Origin of the sequence: Amycolatopsis sp. WAC 01376 (genome assembly GCF_003947415.1) — a bacterium.
Lineage (GTDB): Bacteria > Actinomycetota > Actinomycetes > Mycobacteriales > Pseudonocardiaceae > Amycolatopsis.
This window is the reverse complement of sequence record NZ_QHKL01000003.1, coordinates 1,022,928-1,041,732: the sequence shown is the minus strand read 5'-3', so window position 1 is coordinate 1,041,732 and position 18,805 is coordinate 1,022,928. Positions and strand designations below refer to the sequence as shown.

15 protein-coding genes are annotated in these 18,805 nt (G+C 70.1%); 1 reads left to right on the top strand and 14 read right to left on the bottom strand.

What is annotated here, in order from left to right; translation table 11 throughout:
- Positions 1 to 71: 71 nt before the first annotated feature.
- A complete protein-coding gene (ggt, locus tag DMH03_RS21720; protein ID WP_125793781.1) occupies positions 72 to 1,883 on the bottom strand; it encodes a gamma-glutamyltransferase in 1,812 nt (603 codons plus the stop codon).
- Positions 1,884 to 1,980: 97 nt separating this feature from the next.
- On the opposite strand from ggt, the gene DMH03_RS21715 reads away from it, so the two are divergent.
- Positions 1,981 to 3,360 (top strand): hypothetical protein, encoded by a 1,380-nt coding sequence (locus DMH03_RS21715; RefSeq protein ID WP_233611575.1) that lies wholly within the window; start codon positions 1,981 to 1,983, stop codon positions 3,358 to 3,360.
- Positions 3,361 to 3,433: 73 nt separating this feature from the next.
- Here DMH03_RS21715 and DMH03_RS21710 read toward each other — a convergent pair whose 3' ends face one another.
- From DMH03_RS21710 to pyrR, 13 genes are all read right to left on the bottom strand, one after another.
- Positions 3,434 to 5,527 carry a primosomal protein N' gene (locus DMH03_RS21710; protein WP_125793779.1) on the bottom strand — a complete coding sequence of 698 codons (2,094 nt, stop codon included), beginning with the start codon at positions 5,525 to 5,527 and terminating at the stop codon, positions 3,434 to 3,436.
- A 439-nt stretch (positions 5,528 to 5,966) separates the two neighbouring features.
- On the bottom strand, positions 5,967 to 7,181 hold the full coding sequence (gene metK, locus DMH03_RS21705; protein ID WP_370310842.1) for a methionine adenosyltransferase: 1,215 nt from the start codon (positions 7,179 to 7,181) through the stop codon (positions 5,967 to 5,969).
- Positions 7,182 to 7,265: 84 nt separating this feature from the next.
- Positions 7,266 to 8,486 carry a bifunctional phosphopantothenoylcysteine decarboxylase/phosphopantothenate--cysteine ligase CoaBC gene (gene coaBC / locus DMH03_RS21700; protein ID WP_199748958.1) on the bottom strand — a complete coding sequence of 407 codons (1,221 nt, stop codon included), beginning with the start codon at positions 8,484 to 8,486 and terminating at the stop codon, positions 7,266 to 7,268.
- On the bottom strand, positions 8,479 to 8,748 hold the full coding sequence (gene rpoZ, locus DMH03_RS21695; protein WP_005152353.1) for a DNA-directed RNA polymerase subunit omega: 270 nt from the start codon (positions 8,746 to 8,748) through the stop codon (positions 8,479 to 8,481). Before rpoZ ends, coaBC begins: the two co-directional genes overlap by 8 nt.
- Complete coding sequence (gene gmk / locus DMH03_RS21690) at positions 8,745 to 9,401, bottom strand: guanylate kinase (RefSeq protein WP_125793778.1); 657 nt, start codon at positions 9,399 to 9,401, stop codon at positions 8,745 to 8,747. Before gmk ends, rpoZ begins: the two co-directional genes overlap by 4 nt.
- Positions 9,398 to 9,715 carry an integration host factor, actinobacterial type gene (gene mihF / locus DMH03_RS21685; RefSeq protein WP_003096398.1) on the bottom strand — a complete coding sequence of 106 codons (318 nt, stop codon included), beginning with the start codon at positions 9,713 to 9,715 and terminating at the stop codon, positions 9,398 to 9,400. The genes gmk and mihF overlap by 4 nt, the downstream gene beginning before the upstream one ends.
- A 107-nt stretch (positions 9,716 to 9,822) precedes the next feature.
- Positions 9,823 to 10,662 (bottom strand): orotidine-5'-phosphate decarboxylase, encoded by an 840-nt coding sequence (pyrF, locus tag DMH03_RS21680; protein ID WP_125793777.1) that lies wholly within the window; start codon positions 10,660 to 10,662, stop codon positions 9,823 to 9,825.
- Positions 10,659 to 13,973 carry a carbamoyl-phosphate synthase large subunit gene (gene carB / locus DMH03_RS21675; RefSeq protein WP_125793776.1) on the bottom strand — a complete coding sequence of 1,105 codons (3,315 nt, stop codon included), beginning with the start codon at positions 13,971 to 13,973 and terminating at the stop codon, positions 10,659 to 10,661. The genes pyrF and carB overlap by 4 nt, the downstream gene beginning before the upstream one ends.
- 156 nt (positions 13,974 to 14,129) lie before the next feature.
- Positions 14,130 to 15,278: a glutamine-hydrolyzing carbamoyl-phosphate synthase small subunit gene (gene carA, locus DMH03_RS21670; RefSeq protein WP_125793775.1), complete on the bottom strand. Its 1,149-nt coding sequence runs from the start codon at positions 15,276 to 15,278 to the stop codon at positions 14,130 to 14,132.
- Positions 15,278 to 15,787, bottom strand: coding sequence for a transporter (locus tag DMH03_RS21665; RefSeq protein WP_125793774.1), 510 nt, complete (start codon positions 15,785 to 15,787; stop codon positions 15,278 to 15,280). The genes carA and DMH03_RS21665 overlap by 1 nt, the downstream gene beginning before the upstream one ends.
- Positions 15,784 to 17,076 carry a dihydroorotase gene (locus DMH03_RS21660; protein ID WP_125793773.1) on the bottom strand — a complete coding sequence of 431 codons (1,293 nt, stop codon included), beginning with the start codon at positions 17,074 to 17,076 and terminating at the stop codon, positions 15,784 to 15,786. The genes DMH03_RS21665 and DMH03_RS21660 overlap by 4 nt, the downstream gene beginning before the upstream one ends.
- Positions 17,073 to 18,005 carry an aspartate carbamoyltransferase catalytic subunit gene (locus tag DMH03_RS21655; RefSeq protein WP_125793772.1) on the bottom strand — a complete coding sequence of 311 codons (933 nt, stop codon included), beginning with the start codon at positions 18,003 to 18,005 and terminating at the stop codon, positions 17,073 to 17,075. The genes DMH03_RS21660 and DMH03_RS21655 overlap by 4 nt, the downstream gene beginning before the upstream one ends.
- Complete coding sequence (pyrR, locus tag DMH03_RS21650) at positions 18,002 to 18,598, bottom strand: bifunctional pyr operon transcriptional regulator/uracil phosphoribosyltransferase PyrR (protein WP_034311664.1); 597 nt, start codon at positions 18,596 to 18,598, stop codon at positions 18,002 to 18,004. The genes DMH03_RS21655 and pyrR overlap by 4 nt, the downstream gene beginning before the upstream one ends.
- Between the last annotated feature and the right edge of the window lie 207 nt (positions 18,599 to 18,805).

The following is an 18,805-nucleotide window of genomic DNA, read 5'->3' as shown; positions in this document are numbered from 1 at the left end:
TGCAAAATTTGCAAGTAAAGGACCGTTCATGGCACGCGAGAGAGCTGAAAGAGGCCTTCGCGAGCCGGGCCCTACCTGGGTGGCCAGGGCAGCACGACGGCCGCCGAGCCGCCACCCCGCCGGGTCGGTTCGGCGGCGGCGAGCCACCGGCCGTCCCGCAGCCGCTCGACACCGGTCGCGGCCCCGATCTCGGCGGGCGCCGTCGAGAAGCCCTGTCCCTTGGCCTTCAGCGCCTTGAGCACCTCGGTCTGGTCGAGGAACGCCTGCTCGACCTGCGCGGCCGCCGAGTTCCGCTGCGAAGCGCGCGGTTCGGCGATCGCGTCGACGAGGTTCAGGCCGCGGTCGATGCGGCCGGTGAGGATCTGCAGCACGGTGGTGATGATCGACGCGCCACCGGGCGAGCCGACGGCGAGGAACGGCTTGCCGTGGTCGAGCACGATGGTCGGCGCCATCGACGAACGCGGCCGCTTCGCCGGGCCCGGCAGGTTCGGGTCGGGCACGCCCGGCGTCACCGGGGTGAAGGAGAAGTCGGTCAGTTCGTTGTTGAGCAGGAACCCGCGGCCCGGCACGACGATGCCGCTCCCGCCCTCCTGCTCGATGGTCAGCGTGTAGGCGACGACGTTGCCCCACCGGTCGGCGACCGTGAGGTGGGTGGTGTTCTCGCCCTCGTACGGCGTCGGCGCGGCGTTCGTCCCCGCGACACAAGGAGTCGGCTTACGCGGGTCGGCGGGCGCGACCGGGCTCGTCCCGGCTTTCGCGGGGTCGATCAGGCACGCGCGGCTGTCGGCGAACTTCTGGCTGATCAGTTCCTTCGCCGGGACGTCGACGAAGGCCGGGTCGCCGATCCACCGGTTACGGTCGGCGAAGGCGTACCGCGTCGACTCCAGGAAGTAGTGCAGGTAGTCGGCCTTCTCCAGCTTCGAGAGCTTCGTGTTCTCGAGGATGTTCAGCGCCTCGCCGACGGTCAGCCCGCCCGAAGACGGCGCGGGCATGCCGTAGACGTCGAGGCCGCGGTACCGGGTCTTGGTCGGCTTCCGCTCGACGACGCGGTACTTGGCGAGGTCGGCCGCCGTCATGTCGCCGGGACGCACGTTCAGCGTCGACGCGGGGTCGACCGGCGGCTTCCGCACGGTGTCGACGACGTCGGCGCCGATCGGGCCGCGGTAGAGCACGTCGGTGCCCTTCGCGGCGAGCTGCGCGTACGTGCCGGCGAGGTCGGGGTTCTTGAACGTCGTGCCGACCGCGGGCGGCGCCCCGCCTGGCAGGTACAGCGACCGGGTCGACGGGAACGCCGAGAAGCGGGCGGCGTTGTTCGCGATCTGGGTGGTGAAGGTCTGGTCGACGGTGAAACCCTTGCGGGCGAGGTCTTCGGCTGGCTTGACCGCCTTCGCCAGCGACCTGGTCCCCCACTTGCGCAGGGCCTCGTCCCAGGTGGCGGGTGTGCCGGGCACGCCGACGCCCAAACCGCTGGTGACGGCTTCGGGGAACGGGATCGCCTTGCCGTTCTCGACGAAGAGGTTCTCGTTCGCCGTCGACGGCGCGGTCTCGCGGCCGTCGAGGGTGTTCACCTTGCCGGTGCGCGCGTCGTAGTAGACGAAGAAGCCGCCACCGCCGAAGCCGGCGGAGAACGGGTCGGTGACGCCCAGCGCGGCGGCCGTCGCGACGGCGGCGTCGACGGCGTTGCCGCCCTCACGCAGGATCTTCGTGCCGATCGCGGTCGCGTCCGCGTCGATACTCGACACCGCGCCCAGATAGCCGACGGCGGTCGGCGACTTGGGTGTCGGTGGTGCCGCGGCCGCGGTTCCCGGCGCGGCCGTGCCGACCAGTGCGGCGATCGCGGTGACTGCGGTGATGCGTCCCAGAGTGCTTCTGTGCGCGGCCATGGCGCGAGTCTGCCCCGCCTGTCCACCCCGGACAAGACCCGGCCAGACCTGCGAACGTCGGTAGTGCGGCCCGGCATCGATGAGAAGAATGCGGTCCATGAAGACTCCCGGCAGGCGATGGGGCGTGCTCCTTCCGCTGCTCCTCGCGCTCCCCGTCCTCGCTGTCCCCGGCGTCGCGCAAGCCGAAGACGCCCGCTCCTGCTTCGACGAGTCCGCGGCGATCACCGTCGAGGAGAAGCGGCTCACCGCGACCATGCCGTCCGGTGGCCCGGCGGTCGGCCCGGAACTCGTCCGGCTCGCCGGATTCGACAAGCTCGTCTCGGACTTCACGACGCGTCTCTGCACGACGAAGACCGCTTTGCGCGCCGAGAAGCTCGCGGAGAACGCCGGCGACGGGCTCTGGCGGACCGCGGTCGACCGCGCGCAGGGCCGCCGTCCCGATCTCGGCGGCATCGACAAGGCCGACGACCGGCCGCTCTACTGGGCGCGCCTGCAAATGAGCAAGGCACTGCGCCAGTGGACACCGCGCTTCCCACTGTCCGCGCCCGCCCGCGCCGAACTGCTGAAGACGTTCGACGTCGGCGCCCGCGGCCTCGACGACTCCCGCTTCCCTGCCGGCCCCAAACTGCGCCGGGTGCTGGTGAGCGGGTTCGACCCGTTCACCCTCAACGGCGCGGGCGTCCGCATCGCGAACCCGTCGGGCGCGGCCGCGCTGCACCTGGACGGCAAGGTCATCCAGACGCCCACCGGGCCCGCGCTGGTGCAGGCCGTGTCGTTCCCGGTGGTGTGGAGCTACTTCGACGCCGGCATCGTCGAGGCGGCCTACGGCCAGGCGTTCAAGGACCGCTTCCGCCGCCCGGAGCTGATCATGACGATCAGCCAGGGCCGTCCCGGCCGCTTCGACATCGAACGCTGGGCCGGTGCCTGGCGCGGTGGCTCGCCGGACAACCTCGACGAGCCCGTTCGCGGCCCCGTCCCGCCCGCCGCCGGCTGGCCGCAGCCGGCCGCTCAGTTCATCGAAACCACGCTGCCGTACGAAAAGATGCTCGCCGCGCCCGCCGGGGCGTACCAGGTGCTGTACAACCAGGCGTTCTGCGTCTGGCCGGACAGCGGCAACCCGGGGACGGGAACGGCGGTCTGCCGGACGGACGCGCCGAAGCCCGGCGAGATCGCCGCTTCCGGCGGCGGCGGCAACTATCTCAGCAACGAGTCGATGTTCAGAAGCAACCGCCTGCGGACGGGACTCGGCTTGGACGGGATCGCGGGCGGGCACCTGCACACGCCCGTCCTCGGCACGCCCGCCGATCCTTCGGCGCTGACCGACGCCGGCTTCGAGGCACGGCGGGCGGCGATCTCCTCGCAGATCGTCACCCTGCTCACCGCCGCTCTCGGCGGCTCCGCCGCGAAGGCGGCTACGCCCGCTCCGGGCGCTTCGCCCCGCTCCGATGTCCTCGCCACCCCCGGCACGACCCTCTGACCCCACGCAATTAGTCCTCTGGATGCGGTAGTTCGAGGCCGAACTACCGCATCCAGAGGACGAAACGCGGGGGTTAGATGAGCTCCAGCGGGTCCAGCTGGATCCGGATGGGCTCGGAGGCCTTGCGCGCGTCCCGGCGGGCGGCGGCCGCGTGGATCGCGGCGGCGAGCGCCTTCCCGTCCGGACGTGCGACGCGCACCAATGCCCGCTCACGTTCGGCGTTGCCGTCCTCGTCGACCTCGCCGAGCGGCACCGGGCCCAGCACCTCGCCGGTCTCCGGCAAGGCGAGGTCGTCGAGCAGCCCGGCGACCGCGTCCGGGGTGCCCTCGACACTCGCCATCCGCATCGCGGGCGGGAAGCCGAGTTCGCGTCGCTCGGCCAGCTCCTGGCTCGCGTGCCAGCCCGGGTCCCACCGCACCAGCGCCTGCACGACCGCGAGACCCGCTTCCGCGCCGACGAACACGCGGCCGCCTTCGGTCCCCGGCCGCACCAGTGCCGCGGCCGCCATCCACCGGCGCAAGGTCTCCTCCCCCGCGCGCAGGTCCTGCCGTCCGAGCAATGCCCAGCCGTCCAGCAACAACGCCGCGCCGTAGCCGCCTTCCGCGACCGGCTCGGCTCCCGGCGTGCACACCACGAGCGCCGGTTTCCCCGGCACTGAAGCCAAAACCTCCGACGCGCCCGAGGTCCGCACGGGGAATCCGGTGAACGCGCGGCCCAGTTCCTCCGCGGTGCGCTTGGAGCCGACGACGACCGCCCGCAAGCGCACCGAACCGCAAGCGGCGCAATGGAAGTTCGTCTCGGGGACACCGCACCAGCGGCAGGCGGGCGGCCTCGGCGCGCCGTCGATCAGCCCGCCCGGCAGGGAAAGCGGACCGGCGCACCGGCGGCAGTGCGCCGACGTCCGGCAGTTGCCGCAGGCGAGGCCCGGGACGTATCCGCGACGCGGAACCTGCACGAGGACAGGGAATCCGCCCGCCAACGACTGCCGGGCCGCCTCGAAAGCGACCGACGGGAGGCGCGCGGCCTTCGCCGCTTCGTCCCGGGCGACGTCGAAGTCCTCGCCGACCGGGGTGACCCGCGGCGCCGCGGCCCGCAGTTCGGGGCGGGCCGCCACGAGAGGCTGCGCCCAGCCTGATTCCACCAGGAACTGCGCCTCCGCGGTGCGCGCGAAACCGGCGACGAGCATGGACCCCTTCGCGGCGTGCGCGCGGTCCATCAGCACGTCGCGGACGTGCGGGTACGGCGCGTGCTGGTCGAGGTGGACGTCGTCGCCGTCGTCCCACACCACGAACAGGCCGGGATCGGCGACCGGCGCGAACATCGCCGCGCGCGTGCCGACGACGACCCGCACCGCGCCGCGCAGCACCGCGAGCCAGCGGCGATAGCGCTCGGCCGGCCCCAGCCCGGCGATCAACGCGACCACGGAATCGGCGCCCATCAGTTCGGCGCACGCGTCGTGCAGCCGGGTGAGGTCGCGGTGGTCGGGAACGACCATGACGACCCCGCGTCCGGCCGCGGCCGCGACGGTGGCCGCTTCGGCGAGGCGGCGCGGCCAATCCTCACCCGGCAGGGCCTGCCAGACGGCGTTGGCCGGACGCCGTTCCGCGACGGCCTCCAGGAAAGCGGGGCCGTTTTGGTACCGCTCCCAAGCCGTGGTTTCGGGCGGTTCCGGCGTCGGCGCGGGCTCCGCGGACGGCTCGGCCTCGACTTTCGCGTGCCGGGAGGGGATCGCGAGCCGCAGGACGTCGCTGAGCGTGCCGCCGTACCGGTCCGCGACGGATCGGCAGAGCGTGTGCAGCGCCGGAGGCAGCACCGGCTCGCTGGAGGTCACCCTGTCGATGTACGCGAGCTTCCCGGTGAACTCCGTGGTGTCGGCACGCTCGACGAGGTACCCGTCGACGAGCTGGCCCGCGAACCGGACGCGCACCCGGCAGCCGGGCACGGCGGCTTCGTGCAGCTTCTCGGGGATCCGGTAGTCGAAGGTGCGGTCGAGGTGCGTGAGCGGGATGTCCACGACGATCCGCGCCACCGGGTTCTCGGGCGCGGGATTCTGCGCGCCGCGGCGGCTGGCGGTTTTCGCGCGGGACGGTTTGGCCTTCCGCGCCGGCTCGGCTTTCGGAGGCTCCGGAAGGTCCCACAGCGGGGTCGGTTCGGGACTGCTGCTCACCCGGTGATCTCTACCAGACTCTGTCGCCACTGCCAGTCACCGCGTGCGATGAACGGTCCGTTGCTTGCGAAATTTGCAAGCAACGGTCCGTTCATCGCACGCGGTGCTGGGGTGCCTCTCGCCGCGGAGTGACGTGAAGGCCCCCGTGAGGGACCCAGAGTCCCTCAAAGTTCCCCTCACGCGCCGGCGGACTCCACCGACCACAACGATGCCGCGTGAAGGACCCCTTCACGCGGCTCAGCCGGAGAAACTCGACCTTCACGCCTTCCCAAGTACATGAAGGCCCCCTTCCTTGCGCCTAGCGCCGTGAAGGACCCCTTCATGTACCTCCGGTACCGCGCGCCGACCCAGGGCTACCGCCGCCCCGCATCAGGCCAGGACGTAGTGAGGGCCTCCTTCCCTACCCTCAAGGTAGGCAAGGAGGCCTTCACGGAACGGATCAGGCGCCGGCGGCCGACTTCAGGTCCGCGGCCCGCGCCGTGCTCTCCCACGGGAGGTCCAGCTCGGGACGGCCGAAGTGGCCGTACGCGGCTGTCGGCGCGTAGATCGGGCGAAGCAGGTCGAGGTCGCGGATGATCGCGGCCGGACGCAGGTCGAAGATCTCCGTGATGGCGGCCTGGATCTTCGACGGGTCGACGGTCTCGGTGCCGAAGGTCTCGACGAAGAGGCCCACCGGGGCCGCCTTGCCGATCGCGTAGGCGACCTGGACCTCGGCGCGCGAAGCAAGCCCGGCGGCGATGACGTTCTTCGCCACCCAGCGCATGGCGTACGCGGCGGAGCGGTCCACCTTGGAGGGGTCCTTGCCGGAGAACGCGCCGCCACCGTGGCGGGCCATGCCGCCGTAGGTGTCGACGATGATCTTGCGGCCGGTCAGGCCCGCGTCGCCCATCGGGCCGCCGATGACGAAGCGGCCGGTCGGGTTGACCAGCAGGCGCACGTTGGAGGTGTCGAGGCCGAGCTCGGCGATCTCCGGGGCGACCACGTGCTCGCGGACGTCGACGCCGAGCATCTGCTCCAGGTCGATGCCGTCCGCGTGCTGGGTGGACACGACCACCGTGTCGAGCCGCACCGGCTGGTCACCGGCGTACTCGATGGTGACCTGGGTCTTGCCGTCCGGGCGCAGGTACGGCAGCACGCCGTCCTTGCGGACCCTGGTCAGCCGCTGCGAGAGCCGGTGCGCCAGCGCGATCGGCAGCGGCATCAGCTCGGGGGTGTCCGAGCAGGCGTAGCCGAACATCAGGCCCTGGTCGCCGGCGCCCTGGCGGTTGATCTCGTCCTCGTCGGACTCGACGCGGGACTCGTACGCGGTGTCGACACCCTGCGCGATGTCCGGCGACTGGGAGCCGATCGCGACGTTGACGCCGCAGGAGTTGCCGTCGAAGCCCTTGGCCGAGGAGTCGTAGCCGATCTTCAGGATCACGTCGCGGACGATGGTCGGGATGTCCGCGTAGGCCTCGGTGGTCACCTCGCCGGCGACGTGCACCTGCCCGGTCGTGATGAGGGTTTCGACCGCCACCCGGCTGCGCGGGTCCTTGGCCAGCAGGCCGTCCAGGATCGAGTCGCTGATGGCATCGCAAATTTTGTCGGGATGACCTTCAGTCACCGATTCCGATGTGAACAGTCTGCTCGTGGACGCGGTCACGGTGCCCGTCACTCCCTCACCTAGACGTCTGATGCCTAGAAAGTTAGGCACCCCTCAGCTTGAACTCAAGCCTACTGACTATCGCTTTGGGGGCTCTCAACGCTTCATCAAGGTCACAACAGCATCCCACAATGTGGACGCCAGTTCAGCCTTGGCGCCGAGGGGGATCGGGATTTCGGTGCCGTCGGCCCCGAGCAGCCAGCCCGAGTTGTCCTCGGTCCCGAAGGCCTTCCCCTCACCGACGGCGTTCACCACCAGCAGGTCCGCGCCCTTGCGCTTCAGTTTGACCCTGGCGTGGTCGAGGACGCCGCCCTTGTCGTCCCCGGTTTCGGCGGCGAAGCCGACGACCACCTGACCTTGGGTCCGATTGCGGACCAGCTCGGCCAGGATGTCCGCGTTGCGCGCGAGTTCGACGACGGGATCCGGAGTGTCGTCGGACTTCTTGATCTTGTGATCGGCCCGGTTCGACGGCCGGAAGTCGGCGACGGCGGCGGCCATCACGAGGACGTCGGCGGAGGTGGCCTCGGCGTGCATGGCCTGGCGCATCTCCTCGGCGGTCGACACGTGGACGACCTTCGCGCCCGCGGGCTCCGGCAGCGCGACGGTGTGCGCGGCGACCAGCGTGACCTCGGCGCCGCGCTGGGCGGCGACGCGGGCCAGCGCGTAACCCTGTTTGCCCGACGAGCGGTTGCCCAGGTACCGGACCGGGTCCAGCGGCTCACGGGTACCACCGGCCGAAATCGCCACGCGCACGCCTTCGAGGTCGCGCGGGAGGGCCTTCGGCACGGCGAGCAGGATCCGGGCGAGGTCGACGATCTCGGCAGGGTCGGCGAGCCGTCCCTTGCCGGTGTCCTTGCCGGTGAGCCTGCCGGCGGCGGGTTCGGCGACGACCAGGCCGCGGGAGCGCAGCAGCGCCACGTTGTCGCGGGTGGCCGGGTGCTCCCACATCTCGGTGTGCATCGCCGGGAAGAAGGCGACCGGGCACCGGGCGGTGAGCAGGGTGTTGGTCAGCAGATCGTCCGCGATGCCGTGCGCGGCCTTGGCGAGCAGGTTCGCCGTGGCGGGCACGACGATCACCAGGTCGGCTTCCTTGCCGACGCGGACGTGCTGGACCTCGGGCACTTCGGTGAACACGCCGGTGTGCACCGGGTTCCCGGAGAGTGCCTCGAAGGTGGCCGCGCCGACGAAGTTCAGCGCGGCTTCGGTGGGGACCACGCGGACGTCGTGACCGGATTCGGTCAGTCCGCGCAGGACCTCACAGGCCTTGTAGGCGGCGATCCCGCCACCTACGCCCAGAACGATCCGGGGTTTACTCACCCTCGGTGTGCTCGAGCAGGCCACCGTGGATCTCGCGCAGGGCGATGGAGAGCGGCTTCTCGCGCGGGCCCGGCTCGACCAGCGGGCCGACGTACTCCAGCAGGCCCTCGCCCAGCTGGGCGTAGTAGTCGTTGATCTGGCGAGCGCGCTTGGCCGAGTAGATCACCAGCGCGTACTTCGAGCTGACCTTTTCGAGAAGGTCGTCGATGGGCGGGTTGGTGATGCCTTCGAGCTCTTCGTGCAGCGTGGCCTGAGTCGTCACTCGTGGTGCTCCGAATCTTCGGTTGAGATGTCGCCGGTTATCAAGTTTAGCAACTGCTCGGCGGCGTCTCGCACCTCGGCGTTGACGACGCGCTCGTCGAACTCCCCGGCGGCGGCGAGTTCACGCTCCGCCTCGGCCAGCCTGGCCTTCACCGCGGCCTCGTTTTCGGTGCCGCGGCCGGTCAGCCTGCCGACCAGTTCGTCCCACGACGGCGGCATCAGCATCACCAGCCGCGCTTCCGGCATCGCCTTGCGGACCTGCCGCGCGCCCTGGAGTTCGATCTCCAGTACGGCGTTGCGTCCGGCGGCCAGTGCCCGCTCGACGGGCTCGCGCGGGGTGCCGTAGCAGTTTCCCGCGAACTCGGCGTGTTCGAGCAGTTCGCCGACGGCGACCATGCGGTCGAATTCGGGCCGGTCGACGAAGTGGTAGTGCTCGCCGTCGACCTCACCCGGCCTCGGCTTCCTGGTGGTCACCGAGACGCTGAAATAAATCTCCGGATCCAGCTTGCGCAGCTCCTTCGCCACGCTCGACTTCCCGACCCCCGAAGGCCCTGAGACGACCGTGAGCCGGTGCCGGGAAGAAACTCCCGCCACCGGCTCACCGCCGCGGTCAGCGCCCGGGGTCACCGGGTGGTCCTGACCGGTGCCGCTCACTCGCCGCTGAATTCGGCCAGCAGCGCCTTGCGCTGCCGGTCGCCGAGGCCGCGAAGACGACGGCTGGGTGCGATCTCCAGTCGTTCCATGGTCTGCTGGGCACGGACCTTGCCGACGCCCGGAAGAGCCTCGAGCAGAGCCGAGACCTTCATCTTGCCGAGGACTTCGTTCTCCTCGGCCTGCTTCAACACGTCGACCAGAGTGGTACCGCCCCGCTTCAGCCGCTCCTTCAGCTCAGCACGGATGCGGCGGGCGGCGGCGGCCTTCTCCAGCGCCGCAGCGCGCTGTTCCTCTGTCAGCTGGGGAAGTGCCACGTTTTCCTCCGGTAGTTCTCAAATCTGGGTGGGTGTGGCGACGGTACCCACCCGTTACCTCGGCCCACAATGCGGGGGTGGCTGGTCATGACGGATTCCCGGGCCTGCTATTGGCCTTTTTCCAGGGGACCGAGGGAATCCCGGGTCCGCCGAACGGCCGCACGCAACGCTTCGGGGGCGGGTCCGTGTCTGAGGACGTCACGGGACGACGCGGGGAGCACACCCGGCAGTCCCGGCCCGAAAAGGGCCCGCAAATCGGCCGGAGTGGCCCCCTGTGCCCCGAAACCGGGCGCCAGGACGGGACCGTTCAGCTTGCTCAGATCGAGCTCTCCCGGCGTGATGGTGGCGCCGACGACGACACCGATGTCACCCAAGGGCCCGACGCCCGCGTTGTACGCGGCCGCCGTGTCGACGATGTCCTGCGCGACACTCTTTCCGTTGGGCAGCAAGGCGTTCTGCAATCCCTGCGCCTCCGGGTTGGAGGTGCGCGCGAGAACGAACAGCCCCTTGCCTTGCGTTCGCGCAACGTCGAGCGCGGGGGCCAGCGAACCGAAACCGAGGTACGGCGACACGGTGATGGCGTCCGCCTCGAGTTCCGCGCCGGCCGGCAGGAACGCCGCCGTGTACGCCGCCATCGTCGAACCGATGTCGCCGCGTTTGACGTCCAGCAGGACGAGCGCGCCCGCCTCCCGGCACACCTTCATCGTCTTGGCCAGAACGGCGACCCCAGGAGGCCCGTAGGCCTCGAAAAAGGCCGACTGGGGCTTGATCACCGCGACCTCGGGCGCGATCGTCTCAGCGGCCGTGAGGGCGAACTTCTCCAGACCGCCCGCGTCCGCCGGAAGACCCCACGCCTGGAGCAGCCCGGGATGGGGGTCGATCCCGGCGCAGAGCGGTCCCTTCTCGGCGACCGCCCGCGCCAGCCTCGCCCCGAACCGTTCGCTCATGCCTTGGCCTTCAACGCCGCCTGGAGGCTCTGCAGCGACCGCACGCCGATGTCGCCCTTGATGACGGCCTCTATCCCGTGCACGGCCGCCGCGGCGCCCTGCACCGTGGTGATGCAGGGGATGTCCCGCGACACGGCGGCGGTGCGGATCTCGTAGCCGTCGATGCGGGGACCGCTGTTTCCGTACGGCGTGTTGATCACCATCTGCACCTCGCCGCTGAGGATGACGTCCACGACGTTCTGCTCCCCTTCGGCCGAACCCTCGTAGTGCTTGCGCACGACGGTGCAGGCGATTCCGTTGCGCCGCAACACTTCTGCGGTTCCCGACGTGGCGAGGATCTCGAAGCCGAGGTCCGCCAGCCGCTTCACCGGGAACACCAGCGAACGCTTGTCGCGGTTGGCGACGGAGACGAACACCTTGCCCGACGTCGGCAGCGAACCGTAGGCACCGGCCTGCGACTTGGCGAACGCCTTCCCGAAGGAGACGTCGACGCCCATGACCTCACCGGTGGACTTCATCTCCGGGCCGAGCAGCGAGTCGACGCCGTGGCCCTCGGGGGTGCGGAAGCGGTGGAACGGCAGGACCGCCTCCTTGACCGCGACCGGCGAATCGGCGGGCATGTGGCCGCCGTCACCCTCGGCGGGAAGGACGCCGGACTCGCGCAGCTCCTTGATCGACGAGCCGGTCATGATCAGCGCCGCGGCCTTCGCGAGCGGCACCGCGGTCGCCTTCGACACGAACGGCACCGTCCGCGAGGCGCGCGGGTTGGCCTCCAGGACGTACAGGACGTCGTCCTTGAGCGCGTACTGGACGTTCAGCAGCCCGCGGACGCCGACGCCGCGCGCGATGGCCTCGGTCGAGCGGCGCACCGTCTCGATGTCGGTCCGGCCCAGCGTGATCGGCGGGAGCGCGCACGAGGAGTCGCCGGAGTGGATCCCGGCCTCCTCGATGTGCTCCATGACGCCGCCGAGGAACAGCTCGTCGCCGTCGAAGAGCGCGTCGACGTCGATCTCGATGGCGTCGTCGAGGAAACGGTCCACCAGCACGGGGTGCTCGGGGGTGACCTCGGTGGCGCGGTGGATGTAGCCGGCGAGGGATTCCTCGTCGTACACGATCTCCATGCCGCGTCCGCCGAGCACGTAGGACGGCCGGACCAGGACCGGGTAGCCGATCTTGTCGGCGATCCGCTTCGCACCCTCGAACGAGGTCGCCGTGCCGTACTTCGGCGCGGGGAGCCCGGCGTCGGTGAGGACCTCGCCGAACGCGCCGCGGTCCTCGGCGAGGTGGATCGCGTCCGGGGAGGTGCCGATCACCGGGACACCTGCGTCGGCGAGGCGTTTCGCCAGCGAGAGCGGGGTCTGGCCGCCCAGCTGCACGATGACACCGGCGACGGTGCCCGACTCCTGCTCGGCGTTGACCACTTCGAGGACGTCCTCGAACGACAGCGGCTCGAAGTACAGGCGGTCCGAGGTGTCGTAGTCGGTGGAGACGGTCTCGGGGTTGCAGTTGACCATGACGGCCTCGAAACCGGCCTCGCGCAAGGCGATCGCGGCGTGCACGCACGAGTAGTCGAACTCGATGCCCTGCCCGATGCGGTTCGGCCCGGAGCCGAGGATGAGCACCTTCGGCTTGTCGGTCTGCGCGGTGATCTCCGACTGCGCCGCGGGATCGGTCTCGTAGGCCGAGTAGTGGTACGGCGTCTTGGCCGCGAATTCGGCCGCGCAAGTGTCGACGGTCTTGTACACCGGCCGCACGCCGAGACGGCGGCGCAGCGCGCGGACGCCGTCCTCACCGGCCAGTTCCGGCCGCAGCGCGGCGATCTGGCAATCCGAAAGACCGGTGCGCTTGGCGCGCCGCAGCAGCGGCTCGTCCAGCACCAGCGCGTCACGGACCTCCGAGCCGACCTCGCCGATGAGGGCGATCTGGTCGATGAACCACGGGTCGATACCCGAGGCCTCGTGGATCTCCTCGACCGTGGCACCGAACCGCAGCGCCCGCTCGACCTCGTAGATCCGCCCGTCGTGCGGCGTGCGCAAGGCGTCCAGGATGGACTCCTTGGTCGCGCCTTCGGGGTCGGGACGGGTCCAGAAGCCGGTGGCCTTGGTGTCGATGGACCGCAGTGCCTTGCCGAGCGCCTCGGGGAAGCTGCGGCCGAACGACATCGCCTCGCCGACGCTCTTCATCGTCGTGGTCAGCGTGGGGTCGGCGCCGGGGAACTTCTCGAAGGCGAACCGCGGCACCTTCACCACGACGTAGTCCAGCGTCGGCTCGAAGGCCGCCGGGGTCTCGCCGGTGATGTCGTTGCGGATCTCGTCGAGGGTGTAGCCGATGGCGAGCTTCGCGGCGATCTTGGCGATCGGGAAGCCGGTCGCCTTCGACGCCAGCGCGCTCGACCGCGACACCCGCGGGTTCATCTCGATGACGACCATGCGGCCGTCGGCGGGGTTGATCGCGAACTGGATGTTGCAGCCACCGGTGTCGACGCCGACCTCGCGCAGCACGGCGATGCCGACGTCGCGCATGTGCTGGTACTCGCGGTCGGTCAGGGTCATCGCGGGCGCGACGGTGACCGAGTCGCCGGTGTGCACGCCCATCGCGTCGATGTTCTCGATCGAGCAGACGACCACCACGTTGTCGTGCCGGTCGCGCATGAGTTCGAGTTCGAACTCCTTCCAGCCGAGGACGCTCTCTTCGATCAGCACCTCGGTGACCGGCGATTCGGTGAGGCCGGTGGAGGCGAGGCGTTCCAGCTCCGCGTCGGTGTGCGCCATGCCCGAGCCGAGCCCGCCCATGGTGAACGACGGCCGGATGACCACCGGGAGGCCGACCTCGGCGACGGTCGCGCGGACCTCGGCCATGTCGTGGCAGACCCGCGAACGCGGCACGTCGGCGCCGATCGTGCGGACGATGTCCTTGAACTTCTGCCGGTCCTCGCCGCGCTGGATGGCGTCGATGTCGGCGCCGATCAGCTCGACGCCGTACTTCTCCAGGACGCCGCGCTCGTGCAGGGCGACAGCGCAGTTGAGCGCGGTCTGCCCGCCGAGGGTCGCGAGGATCGCGTCGGGGCGCTCCACGGCGATGACCTTCTCGACGAACTCCGGGGTGACCGGCTCGATGTAGGTGGCGTCGGCGAACTCGGGGTCGGTCATGATGGTCGCCGGGTTCGAGTTCACCAGCGAGACGCGCAGTCCCTCTTCGCGGAGCACGCGGCAGGCCTGGGTGCCGGAGTAGTCGAACTCCGCCGCCTGGCCGATCACGATCGGCCCGGAGCCGATCACCAGCACGTGCTGGATGTCTGTCCTCTTCGGCATTACTTGGCCTTCTCCGTGTTGATCATGGCGCGCGGTCGACGAACGCGTAGCCGGGCCGTGAGTTCTGGAATTCCGTTGCAGTCCGCGCCGAAGGCGGCCCGCCTCCACGTTCGCGAGGCCTTCGGCCGGTGCGCGCCGTCGTGGCCGGTCAGCTGATCAGCCATTTCCCCGCCCCGCGCTCTTGCTCATCAGACCCACGAACTCATCGAACAAGGGGGCCGCGTCGTGCGGGCCGGCGGCGGCCTCGGGGTGGTACTGCACCGAGAACGCGGGGACGTCGAACGCGCGGACACCTTCGACGGTGTCGTCGTTCGGGCAGTAGTGCGAGATCTGGGCGGCGCCGAACGGCGTCTCGAAGCGCTGCCCCGGCTCGCCTTCGAGGGCGAAACCGTGGTTCTGCGCGGTGATCGCGACCCGTTTGGTGGCCACGTCGATCACCGGGATGTTGATCCCGCGGTGACCGTAGCGCATCTTGTAGGTGCCCAGCCCCAGCGCGCGGCCGAGGATCTGGTTGCCGAAGCAGATGCCGAACAGCGGGATTTCCCGCTGTAGTACCGCTTTCGTCAGCTCGGTCGCGTGCGCGGTGGTCGCCGGGTCGCCGGGGCCATTGGACAGGAACACACCGTCCGCCTCGACGGCGAGCAGTTCGTCCACAGTGGACGAGGAGGGCAGCACGTGCACCTCGATGCCGCGCGCGGCCATCATGCGCGGGGTGTTGGACTTGATGCCCAGGTCCAGCGCGGCCACGCGGAACCGGGTCTCCCCCTGCGCCTTGACCACGTACGACTGCTTCGTGGTGACCTCGCCGGCGAGGTCGGCGCCCTTCATCTGCGGGCTCGCCTTCACCTCGGCGAGCATTTCCTCGTCGGTGCCCAGCGCGTCACCGGAGAACACGCCGGAGCGCATGGCGCCCTGCTCGCGCAGGTGCCGGGTCAGCGTGCGGGTGTCCACTTCGGAGATCCCGACGACGCCCTGGCGCTCCAGTTCCTCGTCCAGCGTGCGCTTGGAGCGCCAGTTGGACGGGGTGCGCGCCGGGTCGCGGACGACGTAGCCCGAAACCCAGATGCGGGCAGACTCGTCGTCCTCGTCGTTCCAGCCGGTGTTGCCGATCTGCGGCGCGGTCTGGACCACGATCTGCCGGTGGTAGGACGGGTCGGTCAGCGTCTCCTGGTAGCCGGTCATGCCGGTGCAGAACACCGCCTCGCCCAAGCTGCGGCCACGGGCGCCGTACGCGGAGCCGCGGAACACGCGGCCGTCTTCGAGGACCAGTGCCGCGGGGGTCCTAATGCCGTTCGTGGTGCTCATCAGGCACCTCCCTTGATGTCGTTGCGAGTGTCTTGCAAAGCTTCGATCCACTGTGGATAGTCGTCGACGTCGTCGCCGCGGAATCCGGTGTCCAGTTCGACGTCGCCCGCCAGCCAGGTGATGACGAGCAGCGCGTCGATGCCCATCACCTTCCCGGCCATTCCCTTGTCCTTGCGGACGCCGGTGACGGACGCGCGCGGGATCCAGAAGTCCGGGGCGCCGCCGCGTTCGATGGCGACGCCGTCTTCGTGCAGCCGCCAGACCGCGCCGGTGCGCAGGCCGGCGCCGCGGGTGACCACCCGCTCCTGCCAGTGCCCCGCCGTCGTGGTGCTGATGTAGACGCCGGTCGATTCGAGCGAGGCCTCACCGGGCTCCGCGGGGATCTCCGGGAACGGCGGCACCTGGACGCTCTGCGCGCGCGACTTGCGCCGCCAGCCACGCCACATCAGGAAGACGCAGAAGAGGAAGAAGGCGAAGACCGCCAGGGTCAGCAGAATCCGGTCGCTCATTGCGTGATCTTCCCTTCCCGCGCGGTGATCCGCCCGCGCAGCAACGTCGCCGTCACCACGCCGGGGAGCCGCATTCCTTCGTACGGGGTGTTCGCCGCGATACTCGCGAACTCGGCGCCCCGTACGGTCCATTCGGTTTCCGGGTCCACCAGCGCCAGGTTGGCCGGTTCGCCGACCTCGATCGGACGGCCGTGGTCGGTCAGATTGCCGATCTCGGCGGGCCGCTCGCTCATCACCCGTGCGACGCCCCGCCAGTCCAGCAGGCCGGTGCGGACCATGGTCTCGATCACGATCGACAACGCGGTCTGGAGGCCGAGCATGCCGGGCCGGGCCGAGTTCCACTCGCAGTCCTTGTCCTGGACGGCGTGCGGCGCGTGGTCGGTGGCGACGCAGTCGATGACACCCTCGGCGAGCGCGGACCGCAGCTTCACGGCGTCGGATTCGGTGCGCAGCGGCGGGTTGACCTTGTTGACCGGGTCGTAGGTCGAGAGGCGCTCGTCGGTCAGCAGCAGGTGGTGCGGGGTGACCTCGGCCGAGACCTTGGTGCCGCGCTCCTTGGCCCACTTCAGGATGTCGGCCGTGCCCGAGGTCGAGACGTGGCAGACGTGCAGCCGCGCGTTCGCATGCTCCGCCAGCAGGCAGTCGCGGGCCACGATCGACTCCTCCGCCGAAGCGGGCCAGCCGGTGTAACCCAGGCGTGCGGCCTGCTCACCTTCGTGCGCCTGGGCACCGACGGTCAGCCGCGGCTCCTCGGCGTGCTGGGCGATGACCACGCCGAGCGCCGTCGAGTACTCCAGCGCGCGGCGCATGAGCAGCGGGTCCGCGACGCAGAGACCGTCGTCGGAGAAGACCTTCACCTTGGCCTCGGACTTCGCCATCGTGCCCAGTTCGGCGAGTTTCTCGCCCTTGAGGCCCACGGTGACCGCGCCGACCGGGTGCACGTCGACCAGCCCGGCCTCCTGGCCGCGCCGCCACACGTGGTCGACGATCACCGCGTTGTCGGCCACCGGGTCGGTGTTGGCCATGGCGAACACCGCGGTGTAGCCGCCGAGCGCGGCCGCGGCCGAACCGGTCGCGATGGTCTCGGTGTCCTCGCGGCCGGGTTCGCGCAGGTGGGTGTGCAGATCGACGAAACCGGGGAGCAGCACCTGGCCACCCGCCTCGATCACTTCGGCGTTGTCCGGGGTGTCGATCGAACCGATGTCGGTGATGACCCCGTCCTCGACGAGTACGTCGACCGGGTCGCCCTCGCCGTAGGGTCGGGCGCCCTTGATCAGGACGATGGTCACGCGGTGGCTCCTTCGCTGGCGAGCAGGTGGTAGAGGACCGCCATGCGCACGTGGACGCCGTTGCGGACCTGTTCGGTGATGGCCGAGGCCGGGGAATCGGCGACCGCCGAGGCGATCTCCATCCCGCGCAGCATCGGGCCGGGGTGCAGGACGACGGCGTGCTCTGGCAGGAGCTTCATCCGTCGTTCGTTGAGGCCGTAGGAGATCGAGTACTCGCGAGAAGACGGGAAGAAGCCCCCGTGCATCCGTTCGGCCTGGACTCGCAGCATCATGACCGCGTCGACCGCGGGCAGTTCGGCGTCGAGTTCGTGCGACACGGTGACCGGCAGGCTTTCCACCCCGGCGGGCAGCAGCGTCGGCGGCGCGACGAGCACCACTTCCGCGCCCAGCGCCGACAACAGGTGGATGTTCGACCGCGCGACCCGGCTGTGCAGGACGTCGCCGACGATCGCGATCCGGCGCCCCGCCAGCGAGCCGAGGCGCTCCCGCAGCGTCGCCGCGTCGAGCAGGGCCTGCGTCGGATGCTCGTGCGTCCCGTCGCCCGCGTTGACGACCGCCGTCCCGGCTTCGGCGAGCCAGCCCGAAAGCCGCTGCGCCGCCCCGGAGGCGGGGTGCCGGATGATCACGCAGTCGGCGCCGGCCGCGGCCAGCGTCAGCGCGGTGTCCCGCAGCGATTCGCCCTTGTTGACCGAGGAACTGGACGCGGAGACGTTGATCACGTCGGCGCTCATCCACTTCCCGGCGATCTCGAACGAGACGCGGGTGCGGGTCGAGTTCTCGTAGAACAACGTGATCACGGTGCGGCCGCGCAACGTCGGCAGTTTGCGGACCTCGCGGCCCAGCAGGGTGTGCTTGAGCTCTTCGGCGGTGTCCAGCACGGCTGTCGCGAGCGCCGGGTCGAGCCCGTCGGTGGCGAGCAGGTGCTTCACGATCGATCTCCTTCTGGTTGCGCGCGAAGCAGAACCGAGTCCCGTCCGTCCACTTCGGACAGCAGGACCTCGATCCCTTCGGCGCGCGAGGTAGGCACGTTCTTGCCCACGTAGTCGGCGCGGATCGGCAGTTCGCGGTGGCCGCGGTCGACCAGCACGGCCAGCTGGACCGCGCGCGGGCGGCCGTGGTCGCGCAGGGCGTCGAGGGCGGCGCGGATGGTGCGGCCGGAGAACAGCACGTCGTCGACCAGGATCACCACCGCGTCGTCGATACCGGTCGGCGGCAGCTGCGAATGTTCGAGCGCGCGGGGCGGGCGGCGGCGGAGATCATCACGGTAAAGCGTGATGTCCAGCGCGCCGGTCGGCGGACGGATGCCGGAGAATTCGGCGATCTTGTCCGCGAGCCGCAGGGCGAGCGGAGTACCCCGGGTGGGGATGCCCAGCAACACGGGCGGAGTCGAGCCACCCGCACCGAGAGCGGTCTTCTCGATGACCTGGTGGGCCATTCGGGCGATCGTGCGCGCGACATCGCCGGACGAGAGCAGCTCGCGCTCTCCCGCCGGTTCCGCCGCGCCACGCGGACGTGACGACAAGGCGGACCTCCTTCCCCGCCTCTCTGGACGGGTCCTTAAAGGACGTCGACTTCCTGCTTGGCGAGGAAATCGAACCGACACTAGCAGGAAGGAGCCCTCAGTCTTACGGGTGGCGCGCCCCAGGTGACGAAGGCCTCTCGAAAGCACCCGCTTGACCTGGTGACAACTATGCGTAACCATTACTCTGAGTATTCGACTCTAGGAGTC

Excerpts from the sequence above, each read along its gene's own strand:
- pyrF (WP_125793777.1), bottom strand. The coding sequence starts at position 10,662 with ATGAGCGAACGGTTCGGGGCGAGGCTGGCGCGGGCGGTCGCCGAGAAG.
- DMH03_RS21665 (WP_125793774.1), bottom strand. The coding sequence starts at position 15,787 with ATGAGCGACCGGATTCTGCTGACCCTGGCGGTCTTCGCCTTCTTCCTC.
- DMH03_RS21715 (WP_233611575.1), top strand. The coding sequence starts at position 1,981 with ATGAAGACTCCCGGCAGGCGATGGGGCGTGCTCCTTCCGCTGCTCCTC.
- carB (WP_125793776.1), bottom strand. The coding sequence starts at position 13,973 with ATGCCGAAGAGGACAGACATCCAGCACGTGCTGGTGATCGGCTCCGGG.
- carA (WP_125793775.1), bottom strand. The coding sequence starts at position 15,278 with ATGAGCACCACGAACGGCATTAGGACCCCCGCGGCACTGGTCCTCGAA.
- ggt (WP_125793781.1), bottom strand. The coding sequence starts at position 1,883 with ATGGCCGCGCACAGAAGCACTCTGGGACGCATCACCGCAGTCACCGCG.